We start from the raw sequence: 17,853 nt of genomic DNA on the forward strand, positions 1-17,853 counted from the left end.
TCTGCTGGAGCGGGGCGAAACGTATCAGTGACTTTTCTCACCGACGGGTTGAAGCGTTTCAACCCGCGCGGCTTTGTTGCGAAGCATCATGTCGGCCAGTACCAGTGCCGCCATTGCTTCAACAATCGGGACGGCGCGTGGCACAACGCAGGGATCGTGCCGCCCCTTGCCTGATACCGTGACAGGTTGCCCATCAACATCGACGCTGTCCTGATCCTGCATGATTGTGGCAACGGGTTTGAACGCCGTTCGGAAGTAGATCGGTTCGCCGTTACTGATTCCGCCCTGTATCCCGCCCGACTGATTCGTCTTTGTCCGCACGGCACCGGTTTCATCGGTGTAAAACTCGTCGTTGTGTTGCGAACCGAACAGTTCGGCACCGGCAAAACCACTACCGTATTCAAAGCCTTTTACCGCGTTGATGCTGAGCATGGCTTTGCCCAGTTCGGCGTGTAGCTTATCGAAAACCGGTTCGCCCCAGCCTGCCGGAGCCCCGGTAATTACGCAGTCGACCACGCCCCCGACGGAATCGCCTTTCTTGCGTACGTCATCGATGTAGGCAAACATTTCCTCCGCCATCTCGGGGTCGGGGCAACGAACGGCGTTATCCTCGGCCTTTGCCAGATCGAGCTCAGTGTAAGATTTTGCCAGTCGGAGCGTACCAACCTGCGACACATACGCCTGAATCTGCACGCCCAGTTGAGTCAGCAGCAGCTTGGCCACCGCCCCGGCCGCAACGCGGGCCGCTGTTTCCCGCGCCGACGAACGTCCGCCCCCCGATAATCGCGGGAGCCGTACTTGGTCTGGTAAGTGTAGTCGGCATGCGACGGGCGAAACTGCCGGGCGATGTGGCCGTAATCTTTACTCCGCTGATCGGTATTGCGAATCACCAGCGCAATGGGTGTACCCTGCGTCTGACCGTCGAATACGCCCGAAAGCACCTCAAACTCATCGGCTTCGCGCCGTTGCGTCGTAATGCGCGACTGACCGGGTTTGCGCCGGTCGAGTTCCTGCTGGATAAAGTCGGTATCGAAGGGCAAACCCGCCGGGCAACCGTCGATCACGACGCCGATGGCGGGGCCGTGCGACTCGCCGAAGGTGGAAATTTTGAAAAGTGTACCGTATGTACTGCTCATTTTTTTACGATTATAAAAATCACCCCAACCAGCATTACCGCAATCAGACTGCTCGCCAGCAATCGAATCAACCCCGCCCAGTCGATAGGCTGCTGTTGGCTGTCCTGTGTTTTCAACCCGGCATAAATCGACTTGGCTGCGAGATTCGTTCCTTTGCCACTGCCCGTCAGTAGCTCGTCTGACTCCACCGCAGCCGCAACATCCGTAGAATCGGGTGTTCCGCCTACGCGCAGGCTGAGCCCGGGGCGCAACGTATCGTACCGGGCCAATTGGGGGTCGAAGTAAACCCATTGAAACCGATTCGCCAACGAAACGACGCCATTTCGGTGTGGCACAATGAAATAAGAAAAGCTCTTTCGACCCGTAATCCGGTTGCCATCCCGATTGATAAGCTGCTGCTCTTCCGGCGGAAAGATGTCGGTGCCGCTCGAATCAGGCAGGGTAACGGGGGCGGGCAGGGTAGCAATATTACCCTCACCGACGATCTGAAAGACGAAGCGCGCACTTTGCCCCGCCGGTACCCGTCGCCGGTCCAGCCGCTCTTCCAGCTGAAACCGCCCAACCGGCACCTGCCCCCCCGACCGTGGTAATGCCCGTACGTCGATCGTCAGTGGTTTGCTGGTAAAGGCAACGTAGGCAGGTGCACCGGCTACGTTGCCGGGCCGGGCAAGTTGCAGCGTTACGGCCGGAATAGCCAGCGGGCGGGCAGCCACCGGAAAAAAGACGGCTTGGTACAGCCGATATTGCCGGAATTTCCGATTCCCAATACTGACCGCGACAGGCTTCAGCTCCGTAATATTCTGGTTTTCTTCCCACACGTTGACCGGCCGGATACGGTTGGCAATTTGCTGAATCTGACGATCAAGCGCCGTAAAGTTCAGGGCGTACGGATAGTTGTCGGCAATAAAAAAAGACAGGCTTAGCGCCACCCCTTCCCCGGCATAAATCTGCGATTTTGAACTTGTCAGTTGTAAAAACGCTGAGCCAGCCGGTGGCGGACCGGCGGCTGTCACTGACAGACTACCCGGCGCTGAAGCCCCCGCGGTGGGCCTCACAATGAGCACGGCCCCTTCCGAACGGGCTACGTTATCGCCTACGCTGACAGTAAACGGGGCCACCACGTATCGACCAGGAGCCTTTGCCTGATAAATCTGCGTGATTACCTGACTGACCGTGACTTTTCCATCGGCTTCGGGACTCGTTACGCTGGTCGAAATTCCTTTCTTCAACAGTCCCGGAATATCAGGAAATCGAATGTCGGGGCGGTCTTCGCTGTTACGAACAGTTACCGAAATCGTGTAAGGCCGTTCAATCGAAAAATTAGTCGGACCCAGTTCAATGGCGATCAGATTATCAGACTGTTGCGCGAAAACCTCTGTAAAACATAGAAAAAATAATACAAACAATTTTCGGAATATTACTATTATCATCCGTACTTTTGGGCAACAATAAAGTAAACAGGCCGTTCTCGCTATATACGGCTCAGTGGTATTAGTACGAATGTAAATCTTCTTTTCCACTTACGTCACAGCTAATAAATCCCTATAACTCCAAACGCAACGTGTGGTATGCTTTCGATGCTTGAATACATCAAAACGATCCTTCAGAAGGTAAGTTTTGATAAAGGTCTGTTCGAGAAAGAACTGGCCAAAGCCATTAAGCTGCTGATTCCTGACGAAGTTAAACAACTCAGACGCTGGTGCTATGCGCAGTTCGGTAAGATATACCGGGTTGTGCTGAACCGCTGCTTTTCGCGGGCGAGTTTTACGTAGACTTTTTCCTTTTTTGGCTTATCGATATGTACCCCGGCCCACCCGCCGGGGTTCTGTTTTTCTACCGATTACCCCAGCAGCACTCAGGCCAGCGTAACCACATCGCCCATGCTGGGAATCTGCACAGCCGGAAAACCAGCCGCCAGCAGTTTATCGCGCCAGACTACCTGCGTATCGTAGTCGCCGTGCACCAGAAAAATCGTTTTTACGCGGGCGGGGTCCTGACAGCTCAGGAAACCCAGCATCTCGCTGTAGTCGCCGTGGGCCGAGAACGAGTCCATAATTTCGATATTGGCGTTTACCGTGTAGCGCTCGCCAAAAATCGTTACCTGCTTATCGCCCCGCTTCAAGGCTCCCCCCAAACTGTTTGGCGACGCGTACCCGACCATCAAAATCGTTGTACTTGCCTTTTCGATGTTGTTTTTGATGTGGTGCTTCACCCGCCCGGCCTCCGCCATACCCGATGGCGCAATGATGATGCAGGGCTCGTCGCTATCGTTCAGCGACTTCGAATCTTCCACATCAGCGATGTAGTACAGATTGGGGAAATCAAAGGCGTCGCCGTCTTTTTTGATGTACGCCAGAATAGCCGGGTTGAAGTCTTCTTCGTGCCGACGCATCACCCGCGTTGCCAGCACCGACATCGGGCTATCGATATAAACGGGGATGCGGGGCAGTTTACCTTCGCTCGCCAGCTGATCGAGCGCGTAAATCAGTTCCTGCGTACGGTCGACGGCGAAGGCGGGAATGATGAGCTTACCCCGCTGCTCAACGCAGGTTTGCTGCACGATTCGCAGCAGGTGCGCTTTCACGTCGGGTTCGGGTTCGTGCAGCCGGTCGCCGTAGGTCGATTCGCAGATGATGTAGTCGGCCTGCGGAAACTGGTCGAATATGCGCAGAATTTTGTCGTCGGGTCGGCCAATATCACCGCTGAACGTCAGATTGGTTGTTTTGTCGTTCTCGCGGATGGTCAGGTTCACGGCGGCACTACCGAGCAGGTGGGCGGCATCAGTCAGCAGGCCGGTCACTTCGTCGCAGATAACAAACGACTCGCGGTATGCCACCGGCTTCATCTGCGATAGCGCCTGTTTCACGTCGTCCTCGTCGTAGAGTGCTTCGAGTTCAGCTTCTCCCCGCTTGCTGCGCCGGGCGTTGACCCGCTCCAGATCCCGCACCTGAATACGAGCGCTATCCATGAGCATAATCTCGCACAGGTCGATCGTTGCCGATGTGGTGTAGATGGGCCCGGTAAACCCTTGCCTGACCAGGCGGGGAATCAGCCCCGTATGGTCGATATGAGCGTGCGACAGCACCATGTAATCGATGTCGGCCGGGTTGAAACCAAACTGCTGGTTCAACTCGTCGGTGTTGATACCCTGAAACAAGCCACAGTCGAGCAGGATTCGTTTGCCGGAGGCCGTGGTCAGCAGGTGCTTACTACCCGTTACGGTGCGGGCGGCACCCCAAAATTGAATAGTCATAGTATACTATGTGAAATGGTGGATTTAGGAATGTGTAAAGATGGAACGACCAACGCAACTATGCGTCCTGACGGTCTCTTTTTTACCAAACGAGCGACCCCGCCAGTCTGTGCGGGTTACGCCGATCGATACAACAGTCGGCTATTTACCCATACGACCGGAGGGCGCACCAACCCCGAACATAGCCGGTTTGTGTCGACAGGCGGTTTACAGGCTACGCTGGTAATCGATTAGTCGTCGACCAGCACATATCTGGCAGAAAGGCTACAGCCAATAGGGAATTTACTCCACAGTTTTCAGGGAAAGGAATACCCATCGGGCAGCTACAATCCGTACTGAATGGCTTAAAAGGGCACTGGTACGCTTTTTGGGCCTTCTTTGGTAATCACTACAACGACCTAACGATACAACGTTATGAAACGCAGAACATGGGTAGTCGGAGCAATGCTGGCGGCTACAATCGGGCTCTCTTCCTGTGCAACAACAGAACGTTGGCTATATGGCGACTCGCAGGCGAGCCGCAAGGAGATGGTACAGAACGATCGTACGACTGACCGGGACCGGTCGGACGACGATCAGCGATATAGCCGGAACGATCGCAACCGGGACGACCGCAACAGCCGGGACGATCGGGAGGGTGGCCTGTTCAGCGGCCGGAACCGGAACAACGACCGGAACTCAACTCGTGATGATCGCGAAGGGGGTCTGTTCGGCAATCGCCGGGACAACAACAATGATCGTGACAGCGACCGTGAACCGGGCCTGTTTAGCGGTCGTCGAAACCGGAATAACGATTCATACGACTCAAACCAGGACGCATACTCCTACCGGAGCCGCAACGACGATTATAGCCGGTCGGGCCGGATGGGCAGCGGGTCGTATAGCAACCGCAACAACGACAACGATTCGTACGGGGACCGGAACGATCGCTCTGACTACAACTACCGGGATAACCGCGGTTCGTACAATGATCGGAACATGAATAGTCGGTATGATGATCGGGACAACCGGGATTCGTACAATGATCGTAATGACGACCGCCGGAATGACGATCGGATGCGCGACCGGAACGACGATCGGAATTCAAACAGCCGGTACGACGACCGTGATAACCGGAACGACCGGGATCGCGACCGCAATGACCGGATGGACGACCGCGACAACGACCGGAATAACCGCGTGAACGACCGGGACCGGAACGATGATCGCATGCGTGATCGGGACAACGACCGTGACCGAAACGATGATCGTATGCGTGATCGTGATAACGATCGTGACCGCAACGACGACCGCCGGATGAATGACCGCGATAATGACCGGAACCGTAACGATGACCGCCGGATGAACGACCGGGACCGGAACGACGACCGTCGGATGGATGATCGGGACCGGAACGACGATCGCCGAATGAGCGACCGTGATAACGATCGGGACAACCGCAACAACGACCGTGAAAAACGTGATCTGAGCAACCGTATTTCTGACCAGCTCGACAAAATCGACAAGCAGTTGGATGACGCGAAGCAGGACGTGAAAAACGAAAGTCGCAAAGACAAACGTAATCGCGAAAAACAGGTCAACGAACTGAAAGACAAGCGTAGCGACCTGATGGATTCGTACTACAAAGTGCAACGGTCTACCGGCGACGATTTTGATAAAGTCAAGAAGGACGCTGACAAGTCGCTCGATGATGTCAAAGACTGGATGGACAAAATGGGCGACAAGATCGACAAGAAAATGTAAGGTCGACAGACCCATCAGCGAAAGGGAGTTGCTCAGTCTGGGCGACTCCCTTTTGTTTTATACAAGGCCAAACGCGCCCAACCGGTTATCTTTGTGCTATGGCACTACTCAAATCGGTTAAAGGTATTGAGCCTCAGTTTGGCCAAAACTGCTGGCTGGCCGACAACGCAACCGTCGTTGGCGATGTTCGGATGGGGCGCGACTGTACAGTCTGGTTCAACGCCGTCATACGGGGCGACGTCAACGCGATAACCTTTGGCGACCGTTGCAACGTGCAGGACGGAGCCGTCATTCACTGCACCTATCAGCGGACCAAAACCACCATCGGGAACAACGTATCTATCGCGCACAACGCCATTGTTCACGGCTGCACCATCGAAGATGAAGTGCTGATCGGTATGGGCGCTATCGTCATGGACGGGGCCGTGATCGGGTCGCGCAGCATCATTGCCGCCGGGGCTATCATTACGCAGAATACCGTTGTGCCGCCCGGCTCGATCTACGCAGGCAACCCGGCCCGGTTTCTCAAGGCCGTCTCCGACGAACAGGCTGAGGTGTTCATGCGAACAGCCAACAACTACGTCATGTACGCCGACTGGTTCAAATGAGCGATTTTCTGATTTACCTTCGGCTGGGCTTCGACCATATCACCGATCCCAGCGGCTACGACCATATTCTGTTCGTTATTGCCCTTTGCGCCGTTTACCAGTTGCAGCAGTGGCGGCAGGTACTGATTCTGGTCACGGCCTTTACCATTGGCCACTCGATCACTCTCGCTCTGGCAACGCTCCGCCTGATTCACTACAGCACCGATCTAATCGAACTGTTGATTCCCATAACCATTCTGATCACAGCGTTTAGTAACTTCTTTTTTCGGGAGAAGGTCAGTCGCTCCGCGGGGGTTATCAACAGCCAGCGATGGCGGTACGGCCTGGCTCTGGCGTTCGGCCTGATTCACGGGATGGGCTTTTCCAACTACCTGCGCAGCTTGCTGGGCCGTGAAGCCGACATCCTGTCGCCCCTGCTGGCGTTCAACGTCGGGCTGGAGCTGGGGCAGTTGCTGATTGTGTCGTTTGTACTACTACTTTCTTACTTGATTGTCAACACGTTGCGGGTACCGCAACTGCGCTGGGTGCTGGCCGTTTCGGGAATCGTAGCTGGCATGGCTATCTCACTGCTTCTCGAAAACGAGTACCTGGCAACGCTCCATTTTTAGCTGTTCTCCGGTTCGCGAGCAGGTAAAAGCGCGCTGTTTTCTATCTTTGGCTGAAAGCCCACTTCGATTTATTCAACTACTTATACCATTCTGCATTCATGCTCTTTACCAGTCCGGAGTTCGCACTTCTGGTTATCTGCACGTTCGTACTTTATTATTTGCCGCCCCTGCGTCGGTATCAGGTTCCGATTCTGATTGCCGCCAGTCTGTACTTCTACGCCTACGGGCAGGCCGATCTGCTGTGGCTGCTGCTGCTGTCGGTTAGTATCAACATCGCTTCCAGCTACCTGGTCATCTACGGCCGGGCCGACCGACATCATCTGTATGCCGTGCTGGGGGTTGTCTTTAACCTGCTGATTCTGATCTTCTTCAAATACGGGCCGCTCTTGGGGCAAACCTTTGCCACATCGGATAGTGGTGCCGGGGCCTGGCTCGCCAGTTTGCCGCTCCCCATCGGCATCTCGTTCTTCACGTTTCAGGGCATTAGTCTGGTTGTCGATACGTACAAATACCGTCACGTAGCGGAATACCGTTCGCTGATTGCCCGCAACCTGGTGAAGCACGCGCAGACCGTACTGTTTTTCAAGGGTTTCTTTCCGCAGCTCGTGTCTGGCCCCATCGTCAAAGCCAACTTCTTCCTGCCCCAGATCGGCTATAAGCCAATTCAGGCCGTGCGATGGGAGTACTGCTTCCGTACGCTGGTGTTGGGTTATTTTCTGAAAATGGTCGTGGCCGACAACCTGAAAGACCACACTATGCTGATGACGTACCCGTACTTTGAAGCGTTCTCGTCGGTCACGCTGATTACGCTGCTGCTCGGCTACTCGATGCAGATTTTCGCCGACTTCGCGGGCTACTCGCTGATTGCGCTGGGGCTGGCGGCTGTGTTTGGCTATCAGTTTCCCATCAACTTCAACTTTCCGTATGTCTCCACGTCGTTCGCTGATTTCTGGCGTCGCTGGCATATCTCGCTCTCCAGCTTTCTGCGCGAATACCTGTACATCCCGCTGGGCGGCAACCGGCACGGTCAGTTCAGAACCTACACCAACCTGCTGCTGACGATGGTGCTGGGGGGGCTCTGGCACGGAGCGGCCTGGAGTTACGCCGTCTGGGGCCTCGCGCACGGGCTGGCACTGGCCCTCGAACGACTCGCGGGCGACACCATCGGCAAAGCGGCTTTCCGGGGTTTCCGGCTACTACGCGGCCTTCTTGTCTTTAGCTACATCACGCTGGCGTGGCTGCTGTTTCGCCTGCCCAACTTCGATCACGTGCTGGCTTACCTGCGGGCCATCGTCGCCAACATCAACAAACCCCACGAAACGCTGGCGATCAGTTTTATCGTCCTGTATTCGATACCCGTCGTTCTGTATCACCTGCACTACCTGTTGCAACAGTCGGCTTCCTATCAGTTGACGTTATCGCGGGGTCGCTCGACCCGGATGGCTCTCGCCTACGGCCTGCTGCTGTTTCTGATTATCACCAACAGCGGATCGGGCGGGGCATTCATTTACTTCCAATTCTAACGTCAGTTCCGCAACCCGTTTCAGATGATCTGGAAATCCGTCGCCATCACTGGTCTGCTGCTGCTGGCCTACACGCTTTTCATCAACCAATACGGCTCGTCGATCAACCGCACTGCGCAGACTACGGCGCAGCGCAATATGGTCAAAGCCGAAGAATACCTGTACGAAGCCAGCGCTACCGCCGACACGCTGATCGTTGGCTCGTCGATGAGTGAACGTCTGCATACCGAGCAGATCGCTCCGCAGGGCTACAACCTGAGTTTTAGCGGACTATCGGCACTTGAAGGATTGTACCTGATTCAGCAAAGCGGCCATGTTCCCAACGTGCTGTTCGTTGAAATAAACTCGATTGCCCGCCAAACGCCGACTACCCTTGACCTGACCAAGCTCACCGACCCGGCCGAACGCCGGATCAAGAAGTGGCTCCCCTTCCTGCGGCAGAAATACCAGCCCGTGGGCGTATTTAAGGCGGTGCTGCGCGACTGGCAACAGGGGGCCGGTAAGACCGTAGCCCCCGAATCGGCTTTCCGGCTCGACACGACGCTTCAGCAGAGGATGGTGCGGCAGTTACAGGGTGAAATGAGCCGACCGATTTCGGCGGAAGGAACCGCCATTCCGTTCAAAAAAGCGCTGGCGTACCTGAGTCAGCTACGTCAGCAGGGTACCACGGTCATACTGTTCGAGATGCCGATCAACGCGCGGCTGGAAAATCTGCTGGCCCCCCGCACGATTCGGCAATACGCCGACCGCTATTTCCCGGCCCCCGCCTATCAGCACATCGCCCTACCTGCCGACTCGTTTCGCACCTCCGACGGCATTCATTTGCTGTATGACGAATCAGTACGGTATTCCAACTATCTGCACACGCAATACGAGCAACTAGCCCGCAGTGCCCCGCGAACGGTAGTATCGAATCAGTAGACTAATTGTCGGACTGACGAAGTCTCATTTCGTATAAATTGGCCTGTTCTGTATCTTTAGCCCTCGACTTATCAACATTCTACGCATTTATGCAAAAGATACTTTTGCTGACAGCCGGATTTAGTGCCCTCTTATTTGGCGCCCGGGCACAACAGCAGGGGCCGCCTTCGCAGCACGCCAACACCCGCTTCGAGCAGTTGGGTCCCAAACTTCCCACGCCCAACACCTTCCGCACGGCGGCTGGAGCGCCCGGCCGCGATTACTTTCAGAACCGCGCCGACTACGACATCAAGGCTACGCTCAACGATGTAAATCAGACGGTTACGGCGTCAGAAGTAATTACCTACCACAACAACTCGACTGACGCGTTGCCCTACCTGTGGCTCCAGCTCGATCAGAACCTGTTCAAGCCCAACGCTACCGGCAATATAACGCGTACGAGCAGCATCAATGCCGAGCGGGGTGCATCGCTCCGCCAGATCGACCCCAGTGCAGCCCTTACGGGTAAAGACTATGGGTATAAGATAACAGCGGTGCTCGATCAGGCCGGGAAGCCGTTGAAATACACGATCAACGAAACGATGATGCGGATCGACCTGCCCGCCCCGCTAAAGCCCGGCGCAGGTTACTCCTTCAAAGTCGATTGGAATTTTAAAATCGTTGATGCCAGACAGACGGGTGCCCGGTCGGGGTACGAATATTTCCCGAAAGACGGCAACTACATTTACGAAATGGCGCAGTGGTTTCCGCGCCTGTGTGCCTACAGCGACGTCACGGGCTGGCAAAACAAGCAGTTTCTGGGTCAGGGCGAGTTTACCCTCATATTCGGCAACTATAAACTGGCACTGACCGTACCGAACGACCATATCGTCGGCGCAACGGGCGAATTGCAGAACCCAACCCAGGTGCTGTCGGCCACGCAGATAAAGCGGTGGAACGAAGCCAAAAATTGGGGCGACAAACGCGGGGACAACCCGGTGCAGATCGTTACGCAGGCCGAAGCTGAAACGGCTGAGAAAGCCAAAGCAGGCGACGTGAAAGCCACCAAAACCTGGATCTACAAAGCCGACAACGTCCGCGATTTCGCCTTCGCCAGCAGCCGTAAATTCATCTGGGACGCCATGCAGCCAAACGTAGAAGGCAAGCGGGTGTGGGCCATGTCGCTGTATCCCAAGGAGGCCAACCCACTGTGGGGGCAGTACTCAACCCGCCTGATTGCGCACACGCTCCACTCCTACTCCCGCCGGACCATCGCCTACCCGTACCCGGTGGCCTACTCGGTACACGGCCCGGTGGGCGGCATGGAATACCCAATGATGAGCTTCAACGGCGCGCGCCCCGAAGCCGACGGCACGTATTCGGTAGGCACCAAGAACTTTCTTATTTCGGTCGTTATCCACGAAGTGGGCCACAACTTCTTCCCCATGATCGTCAATTCCGACGAGCGTCAATGGTCGTGGATGGATGAAGGCTTGAACAGTTTTCTGGAAGGACTGGCCTGTCTGGAGTGGGATGCTAATTTCCCGGCCCACGGCATCGACCCGCAGTATATCGTACCGTACATGCAGATTGATTCGACGCAGCAGGTACCCATCATGAGCAGCTCCGACAATATTCTGGCGGGTACGTTCGGGCCAAACGCCTACACGAAGCCAGCCACGGGACTGAATATTCTGCGCGAGACGGTGATGGGCCGCGAGTTGTTCGACTATGCTTTTAAAGAATACGCTCGTCGGTGGGCCTTCAAAAGCCCCGAACCCGCCGACTTCTTCCGCACTATGGAAGACGCATCGGGTGTCGACCTCGACTGGTTCTGGAAAGGCTGGTTCTACGGCGTTCAACCCGTCGATCAGACATTGACCAGTGTCGGCTGGTATCAGGCCAGTTCGCAAAATCCGGACGTCACCAAATCGGAAGCACGGGCTGCGGCTCAGCAAAAACTCAACACCATCAGCCGGCAGCGCGACGCGCTCAGTAAAGATCAGACGGTTGTGTCGCAGGATAGCACTATGCGCGACTTCTACAATCAATACGACCCCTACGCCGTCACTGCCGACGATCGGAAGAAGTATCAGGATTACCTGGCTTCGCTTTCTCAGGAAGAGCGTCTGCTGGCCGAAGCGGGCACCAACTTTTACACCCTCTCGCTGCAAAACAAGGGTGGTATGCCAATGCCAGTCGTCGTCCGGATGGAGTTTGAAGACGGTACCGATTCGGTAGCCCGTTTCCCGGCCGAAATCTGGCGATTCAACGACGTTTCGGTTAAGAAGGTGATTGCTACATCGAAGAAAGTCAAGCAGTGGACGCTCGACCCATTCTACGAAATTGCCGACATCAACACCGAAGACAATTCGTTTCCGCGTGTGGCTCAGCCCAGCCGTTTTCAACTCTTCAAGCAGCAGCAAAACCGCGCTGGCGGTGCGCCCAACCCCATGCAGCAACAGCGGCAGCAGGCACCGGCCCGCCAAAGTACTGGTCGTAATTAACTCAACAATCAACAACTCAATCTACCATGAAAAAACTAGTGTTTCTGGTTAGCGTGGCCCTGTGGTCGTCGTCATTGCTCGCTCAGCAGCAAGGGCCGCCCACGCAGAACGCCAACACGCGGTTCGAACAGCTCGGCCCCGTACTGCCAACGCCCAACACCTTCCGCACAGCCGCCGGAGCGCCCGGACGTGATTACTTTCAGAACCGCGCCGACTACGACATCAACGTAACGCTCGACGATGCCACCCAGAAAATTACCGGTTCGGAAACGGTTACGTACCACAACAACTCGACCGACGAACTACGCTTCATCTGGCTCCAACTCGACCAGAACCTGTTTGCCAAAGGCTCGACGGGTAGCCTGACCCGTACGGGCAGCATCAACGAAAGCGGGATGAGTTTTTCGCAGCTACAGAACCTGACTTCGGTTCGGGAACGCAGCAGTCAGCAGGCAACCGACAAATTCGGCTATAAGATCCTCTCGATCAAAGACGCCAAGTCGAATAGCGCGCTGAAGTACACGATCAACCAGACCATGATGCGGGTTGACCTGCCGATGCCCCTCCGGCCCGGCGCGAGTTACTCGTTTAAAGTCGACTGGAATTACTTTATCACGGAGTACTATGGTCGGAGCGGGATGGAGTTTTTCGCCAAAGACGGCAACTACAACTACTTCATCGCTCACTGGTTTCCCCGTCTCTGCGCTTATAACGACGTCAACGGCTGGCAGAACAAGCAGTTTCTGGGCCAGGGCGAGTTTACCCTTATCTTCGGCAACTACCGCGTCGCAATCACCGTACCAAGCGATCACGTTGTTGGTGCAACGGGCGAGTGCCAGAACTACAAACAGGTACTGACGGCGACGCAGCAGAAGCGCATGGCGCAGGCGGCTAACTCGAAAAACCCAATCGTCATCGTCACGCAGGATGAAGCCGTTGCTGCCGAGAAAGCCAAAGCGGGCGACGTGAAGGCCACCAAAACCTGGGTGTACAAAGCCGACAACGTTCGCGATTTCGCCTTCGCCAGTAGCCGCAAATTTATCTGGGACGCCATGCAGACCGACGTCTACGGCGACGGACGCAAGATCTGGAGCATGTCGTTCTACTCGAAGGAAGGAAACCCGCTGTGGGGTCAGTATTCGACCCGCGTTGTTGAGCACACACTGAAATCGTACGGCAACCGGACTATCAAATACCCGTATCCTGTCGCGATTTCGTGCCATGCTACACCCGGTGGCGGTATGGAGTACCCAATGATTTCGTTCAACGGTGGTCGCCCGGAAGCTGATGGTACGTATTCGGCCAGCACGAAAGCGGGTATGATCGGCGTAATTATCCACGAAGTGGGCCACAACTTCTTCCCCATGATCGTCAACTCCGATGAGCGGCAGTGGACCTGGATGGACGAAGGGCTAAACACGTTCTGCCAGTATCTGGCCGAGAAAGAGTGGGATTATAACTTCCCCAGCCGCCGGGGTGAGCCGCAGTACATCACCGACTACATGAAGTCAGACAAAGCCGTGCTGTCGCCGATTATGACCTCTTCGGACAACGTAATTAACCTGGGGGCCAACGCCTACGCCAAGCCCGCTACGGCGCTCAACATCCTGCGCGAAACGGTAATGGGTCGAGACCTGTTCGACTATGCTTTCAAGGAATACGCCCGCCGGTGGGCCTTCAAAAGCCCCGAACCCGCCGACTTCTTCCGCACCCTGGAAGATGCATCAGGCGTTGATCTCGACTGGTTCTGGAAAGGCTGGTTCTACGGTGTCGAACCCGTTGATCAGGATCTGGTAGAAGTTGACTGGTACCAGATCGATTCGGGCAATCCAGAGATCACGAAAGCTGCGGCCCGCGCCGAAGAGAAGCGCAAAGCAGGTACGATCAGCAAACAGCGCGACGCCGGTACACAGGGTTCATCGGTGGTAGCGCAGGACTCGACTATGCGCGATTTCTACAACAGCTACGACCCCAATACAGTCACCGACACCGATAGGAAGCGCTATCAGGATTATCTGGCTACGCTGAGCGAAAGCGAACGGCAGAGCATCGAAGCCGCCGATAAAAACAATTTTTACACGATATCGCTGAAAAATAAGGGCGGTGTGCCGATGCCGGTTATTCTGCGCATGCAGTTCGAAGACGGTACCGATTCCGTTGCGCGTTTTCCGGCCGAAATATGGCGTTTCAACGATGTAGCGATCAAGAAGGTACTTGTCACGAACAAGAAGGTGACCCAATGGACCCTTGATCCGTTCTACGAAATCGCCGATATCGATACGGAAAACAACTCGTTTCCGCGGGTGTCGCAGCCATCGCGTTTCCAGCTGTTCCGGCAGCGGCAAAACCAGAACGCGCCCCAGGCTGGTAACCCAATGCAGCAACAGCGCCGGGGTACGCAGCCACCAGCCACGCAAAGTGGTGGTCGAAACTAAGTATAGCTAGCTATGTGTTGAAAATGCACAACCGGCACTTTTTCATTCGGTGTCGGTTGTGCATTTGATAAGACTCACTATCTTTGCAAACCAATTCGGGATGTAGCGCAGTCCGGTAGCGTGCTTGCATGGGGTGCAAGAGGTCGTGGGTTCGAATCCCGCCTTCCCGACAGAAAGAGTAGTCTGCACAGGCTGCTCTTTTTTTGTTTCTAACAAGAAAGCCCGGCTACTCAAGCCGGGCTTTCTTGTTTCCTAGTCAACCAACCCAACTACTTGACAAGTTGCTCTACAGGCTCCTCCTGAACAAGGTCTGTAAACAAATTCGTGCCGCGCACCAGGGACAACAGTGTGTGAGCTACTAATGTGCCAATCAATATGGCAAAGAGTACAGCCCCAAGTAAGAGCGGTACACGGATAGGCAACGCGAGGTCGGCCAATTTTTCGGACAGTTGCCAAAAGACATCGCCGATAACGGCGAAAAATGTTGATAGGATGAGGAAGGTTCGCATAAGATTTAGGCGTTGAGTGCGACTATATACTCCTGTACACAAATCTTGGATTTACTATCTCTCAAATTTCTCCAGAGAATTTTTATGGAATAAGGTGAGCCGCGGCATCTATCAGGCAGAAAGCATTCTGATGTGAATGCCAGTCAATCAGTAAAACTTAATATTTACTTTATGAACAAGGCCCCTCCCAGCACCAGTAACTTATTCTGTGGGTATTTCAGAAAGAAAGGTACTATTTGGTTGATTGACAGACAGGCGTTTACCGGTCGGGTTGCCTTTTCGCGCTATTGATGGCTTATTAACACAGCCGTTTATATCCAACAAATTAGCGGGCAACTCCAATAAAGGCGTAAAATTTGGCAAATCTGATTGCTTTGTATTCATCAGAAAAACCATAGTTTTGTGGAGGTTTCAGTGGTTTTCCGTCAAATTTTGACTGGTATAAACTGAAACAGTTAGATTTTTCGCTTTTTTTACCGGGCAAACCAACTTTCATTTTAACCCTACAGTCCAGTTCCAATGAAAACACAAACTCCTTCTCCAGCACCAGCCAAAGCGGCAGCAGCACAAAAGAAGTCAGGTGGTCTGAACCCTGCGTTCGTTCTGCCCGTACTACTTGTCATCGGTATCCTGACGTACATGTTCGTCTTCGGTGATAGCAGCCACTTCCAGGATGGAGACAACACAAAAGAGCCCCTGCCCGGCGATTACTTCGGTACCGTTTACAAGGGTGGTTTCATCGTACCAATTCTGTTCACCTGCTTCCTGACGGTGCTGGTTTTCTCCATCGAGCGTTTCATCACCATCGGCCGTGCTAACGGTACGGGTTCTATCGACGATTTCGTTCGTAAGATCAAATCGCTACTCGACCGGAACGAAGTAGCCGCAGCTATTCAGGAGTGCGACAAGCAAAAAGGTTCGATTGGTAACGTCGTTAAAACCGCCCTGTTGAAGTATCAGCAACTGGCTACCGACACCAACCTCGACAAAGAGCAGAAGCTGGCCGCTCTCCAGAAGGAAGTAGAAGAAGCTACTACGCTGGAACTGCCGATGCTGGAAAAGAACCTGACGATCATCGCTACGCTGGCGTCGGTATCTACCCTGATCGCCCTGCTTGGAACTGTACTTGGTATGATCCGTGCCTTCGCGGCCATGGGTGCTGGTGGTCAGCCTGACACAGGTGCTCTGTCGACGGGTATCTCTGAGGCCCTTGTAAACACGGCTCTGGGTATCGGTACAGCGGCTATCGCTACGATCATGTATAGCTACTTCACTAGCCGGATCGACGTTCTTACGTACAACATCGACGAAATCGGTCTGAGCATCCAGCAGAACTTTGCTGCTCACTACTAGATTTCTTTTAGTTGACAACCCGCCTGCCCAGTTCTCGGACTGGGCAGGCAGAAACAGACTATTTCATGCCTGCAGTTAAAGTTAAACGCGCCAGCTCTTCGGTAGATATGACCGCGATGACTGACGTTGCATTCCTGCTGCTGACGTTCTTTATTCTGACCGCTCAGTTTAAGTCTCAGGATGCCGCGGCAATCGAAACGCCGTCTTCTATCTCTGGTATCAAAGTCCCTGACAAGGACATCATGACTATTGCGCTAGGCAAAGACGGAAAAGTTTATTTCGGTGTTGACAGCCAGCAGGATCGTATCACGATGCTGGACAACGTAGCCGCTATAAAGGGCATTTCTTTTTCTGATAAGGAAAAGAAAGATTTTTCGTTGATGTCGAACTTCGGCATACCCATCAGTCAGCTGAAAGCGTATCTGGCTTTACCTGACGATCAAAAAGCAAAAGTAAAGCAGCCTGGTATCCCCACGGATTCGACGGGAGCAGCTGTTACTAACGAGCTTAAAGATTGGGTATTCAACTCGCGGAAGGCTAACAACGGCCTGCGTATCGCGCTGAAAGGTGATAACCTGGCCAAGTTTCCTGAGTTCAAGAACGTGTTGGCTACGCTTCAGGCGCAGAACATCAACAAGTTCAACCTCATCACGGGTACAGAAGCTCCGCCAGCTGGTTGGAAAGCTGACTAATCCACAACTTTAATTAGCTCACCCTAATTAAAGACAAACCAAAAAAGCCATGGCAGAAATTAACACTGGTGGCGGTGGTGGCAAAAGTGAGGGTGGTAAGGTACGGTCGAAAAAAGCGTCTACTCGTATAGACATGACGCCCATGGTTGACCTGGGATTCCTGCTAATCACCTTCTTTATTTTGGCTACCACCTTGAGCAAACCATCATCGATGACGCTCAACGTACCAGATAAAACGCAGAAAGAAGAAACTGAACCGATCAAAGCCTCAAACGTAATGACGGTTTTCCTCGGTGACAACAACAAGGCGTACTACATATTCGGGAAAGCCGCAAACGAAGATCCGAAGCTGGAAACAGTTGGTTACGGATATGAATTTCGTAAGGCGATCCAGGACAATGCTCGTAAAGTACCCGCCGACAAATTCGTTGTCGTAATCAAGCCTACCAAAGTGTCGAACTACAAGAATATGGTCGATGTGCTGGACGAAATGGCGATTACCAAAACGAAGCGCTACGCACTGGTAGATGCACTGACTCCCGACGAGGAGAAGCTGCTGAAAGACAAAGCAAAACTACAAATCTAA

Annotated in this window: 15 protein-coding genes, 1 tRNA gene and 1 pseudogene; 13 read left to right on the forward strand and 4 right to left on the reverse strand. The window is 54.1% G+C overall.

Translation table 11 applies throughout. The annotated features are described in order from the left end of the window. Positions 1-24: 24 nt before the first annotated feature. Positions 25-1,136: pseudogene (gene aroC, locus HH216_RS03385) on the reverse strand (chorismate synthase). Continuing rightward, positions 1,133-2,542 carry a BatD family protein gene (locus HH216_RS03390; protein WP_254448677.1) on the reverse strand — a complete coding sequence of 470 codons (1,410 nt, stop codon included), beginning with the start codon at positions 2,540-2,542 and terminating at the stop codon, positions 1,133-1,135. The pseudogene aroC and the gene HH216_RS03390 overlap by 4 nt, the downstream one beginning before the upstream one ends. A 162-nt stretch (positions 2,543-2,704) precedes the next feature. Between HH216_RS03390 and HH216_RS03395 the strand changes: the two genes are divergently transcribed. Beyond that, complete coding sequence (locus HH216_RS03395; protein WP_169549507.1) at positions 2,705-2,908, forward strand: hypothetical protein; 204 nt, start codon at positions 2,705-2,707, stop codon at positions 2,906-2,908. Positions 2,909-2,991: 83 nt separating this feature from the next. Here the strand turns inward: HH216_RS03395 and HH216_RS03400 are convergent, their stop codons facing one another. Next, entirely contained in the window at positions 2,992-4,389 is a 1,398-nt protein-coding gene (locus tag HH216_RS03400; protein ID WP_169549508.1) for an MBL fold metallo-hydrolase, read from the reverse strand. Positions 4,390-4,449: 60 nt separating this feature from the next. On the opposite strand from HH216_RS03400, the gene HH216_RS03405 reads away from it, so the two are divergent. The 9 genes from HH216_RS03405 (at position 4,450) to HH216_RS03445 (ending at position 14,883) form a co-directional block, all read left to right on the forward strand. After that, on the forward strand, positions 4,450-4,623 hold the full coding sequence (locus tag HH216_RS03405) for a hypothetical protein (protein WP_169549509.1): 174 nt from the start codon (positions 4,450-4,452) through the stop codon (positions 4,621-4,623). Positions 4,624-4,803: 180 nt separating this feature from the next. Then, positions 4,804-6,132: a hypothetical protein gene (locus tag HH216_RS03410; RefSeq protein WP_169549510.1), complete on the forward strand. Its 1,329-nt coding sequence runs from the start codon at positions 4,804-4,806 to the stop codon at positions 6,130-6,132. Positions 6,133-6,230: 98 nt separating this feature from the next. Continuing rightward, positions 6,231-6,740 (forward strand): gamma carbonic anhydrase family protein, encoded by a 510-nt coding sequence (locus HH216_RS03415; RefSeq protein WP_169549511.1) that lies wholly within the window; start codon positions 6,231-6,233, stop codon positions 6,738-6,740. Next, entirely contained in the window at positions 6,737-7,348 is a 612-nt protein-coding gene (locus HH216_RS03420) for a HupE/UreJ family protein (RefSeq protein ID WP_169549512.1), read from the forward strand. Before HH216_RS03415 ends, HH216_RS03420 begins: the two co-directional genes overlap by 4 nt. A gap of 98 nt (positions 7,349-7,446) precedes the next feature. Beyond that, positions 7,447-8,871: an MBOAT family O-acyltransferase gene (locus HH216_RS03425; RefSeq protein WP_169549513.1), complete on the forward strand. Its 1,425-nt coding sequence runs from the start codon at positions 7,447-7,449 to the stop codon at positions 8,869-8,871. Between the two features lie 24 nt (positions 8,872-8,895). After that, the gene (locus HH216_RS03430) at positions 8,896-9,792 is read left to right on the forward strand and encodes a hypothetical protein (protein ID WP_169549514.1); all 897 of its coding nucleotides are present in this window, start codon (positions 8,896-8,898) and stop codon (positions 9,790-9,792) included. Positions 9,793-9,881: 89 nt separating this feature from the next. Then, positions 9,882-12,278, forward strand: coding sequence for a M1 family metallopeptidase (locus HH216_RS03435; protein WP_169549515.1), 2,397 nt, complete (start codon positions 9,882-9,884; stop codon positions 12,276-12,278). 26 nt (positions 12,279-12,304) lie between these two features. Continuing rightward, positions 12,305-14,713 (forward strand): M1 family metallopeptidase, encoded by a 2,409-nt coding sequence (locus HH216_RS03440; RefSeq protein WP_169549516.1) that lies wholly within the window; start codon positions 12,305-12,307, stop codon positions 14,711-14,713. A gap of 96 nt (positions 14,714-14,809) precedes the next feature. Further along, positions 14,810-14,883, forward strand: a tRNA-Pro gene (locus HH216_RS03445). A gap of 99 nt (positions 14,884-14,982) precedes the next feature. Here HH216_RS03445 and HH216_RS03450 read toward each other — a convergent pair. Beyond that, the gene (locus tag HH216_RS03450) at positions 14,983-15,222 is read right to left on the reverse strand and encodes a hypothetical protein (RefSeq protein ID WP_169549517.1); all 240 of its coding nucleotides are present in this window, start codon (positions 15,220-15,222) and stop codon (positions 14,983-14,985) included. Between the two features lie 519 nt (positions 15,223-15,741). Here HH216_RS03450 and HH216_RS03455 point away from each other — a divergent pair. The 3 genes from HH216_RS03455 to HH216_RS03465 all read left to right on the forward strand — a co-directional run bounded on the left by HH216_RS03455 (position 15,742) and on the right by HH216_RS03465 (position 17,853). Next, positions 15,742-16,575: a MotA/TolQ/ExbB proton channel family protein gene (locus HH216_RS03455; RefSeq protein WP_169549518.1), complete on the forward strand. Its 834-nt coding sequence runs from the start codon at positions 15,742-15,744 to the stop codon at positions 16,573-16,575. 65 nt (positions 16,576-16,640) lie between these two features. After that, positions 16,641-17,267: an ExbD/TolR family protein gene (locus tag HH216_RS03460; RefSeq protein WP_169549519.1), complete on the forward strand. Its 627-nt coding sequence runs from the start codon at positions 16,641-16,643 to the stop codon at positions 17,265-17,267. 49 nt (positions 17,268-17,316) lie between these two features. Continuing rightward, a complete protein-coding gene (locus tag HH216_RS03465) occupies positions 17,317-17,853 on the forward strand; it encodes an ExbD/TolR family protein (protein ID WP_169549520.1) in 537 nt (178 codons plus the stop codon).

The sequence above is a fragment of the Spirosoma rhododendri genome (assembly GCF_012849055.1).
Taxonomy (GTDB): Bacteria; Bacteroidota; Bacteroidia; order Cytophagales; family Spirosomataceae; genus Spirosoma; species Spirosoma rhododendri.

Bases quoted from the DNA above. Each gene is read 5' to 3' on its own strand.
- HH216_RS03395 (WP_169549507.1), top strand. From the start codon at position 2,705: ATGCTTTCGATGCTTGAATACATCAAAACGATCCTTCAGAAGGTAAGT.
- HH216_RS03400 (WP_169549508.1), bottom strand. From the start codon at position 4,389: ATGACTATTCAATTTTGGGGTGCCGCCCGCACCGTAACGGGTAGTAAG.
- HH216_RS03405 (WP_169549509.1), top strand. From the start codon at position 4,450: ATGCGTCCTGACGGTCTCTTTTTTACCAAACGAGCGACCCCGCCAGTC.
- HH216_RS03410 (WP_169549510.1), top strand. From the start codon at position 4,804: ATGAAACGCAGAACATGGGTAGTCGGAGCAATGCTGGCGGCTACAATC.
- HH216_RS03415 (WP_169549511.1), top strand. From the start codon at position 6,231: ATGGCACTACTCAAATCGGTTAAAGGTATTGAGCCTCAGTTTGGCCAA.
- HH216_RS03420 (WP_169549512.1), top strand. From the start codon at position 6,737: ATGAGCGATTTTCTGATTTACCTTCGGCTGGGCTTCGACCATATCACC.
- HH216_RS03425 (WP_169549513.1), top strand. From the start codon at position 7,447: ATGCTCTTTACCAGTCCGGAGTTCGCACTTCTGGTTATCTGCACGTTC.
- HH216_RS03430 (WP_169549514.1), top strand. From the start codon at position 8,896: ATGATCTGGAAATCCGTCGCCATCACTGGTCTGCTGCTGCTGGCCTAC.
- HH216_RS03435 (WP_169549515.1), top strand. From the start codon at position 9,882: ATGCAAAAGATACTTTTGCTGACAGCCGGATTTAGTGCCCTCTTATTT.
- HH216_RS03440 (WP_169549516.1), top strand. From the start codon at position 12,305: ATGAAAAAACTAGTGTTTCTGGTTAGCGTGGCCCTGTGGTCGTCGTCA.
- HH216_RS03450 (WP_169549517.1), bottom strand. From the start codon at position 15,222: ATGCGAACCTTCCTCATCCTATCAACATTTTTCGCCGTTATCGGCGAT.
- HH216_RS03455 (WP_169549518.1), top strand. From the start codon at position 15,742: ATGAAAACACAAACTCCTTCTCCAGCACCAGCCAAAGCGGCAGCAGCA.
- HH216_RS03460 (WP_169549519.1), top strand. From the start codon at position 16,641: ATGCCTGCAGTTAAAGTTAAACGCGCCAGCTCTTCGGTAGATATGACC.
- HH216_RS03465 (WP_169549520.1), top strand. From the start codon at position 17,317: ATGGCAGAAATTAACACTGGTGGCGGTGGTGGCAAAAGTGAGGGTGGT.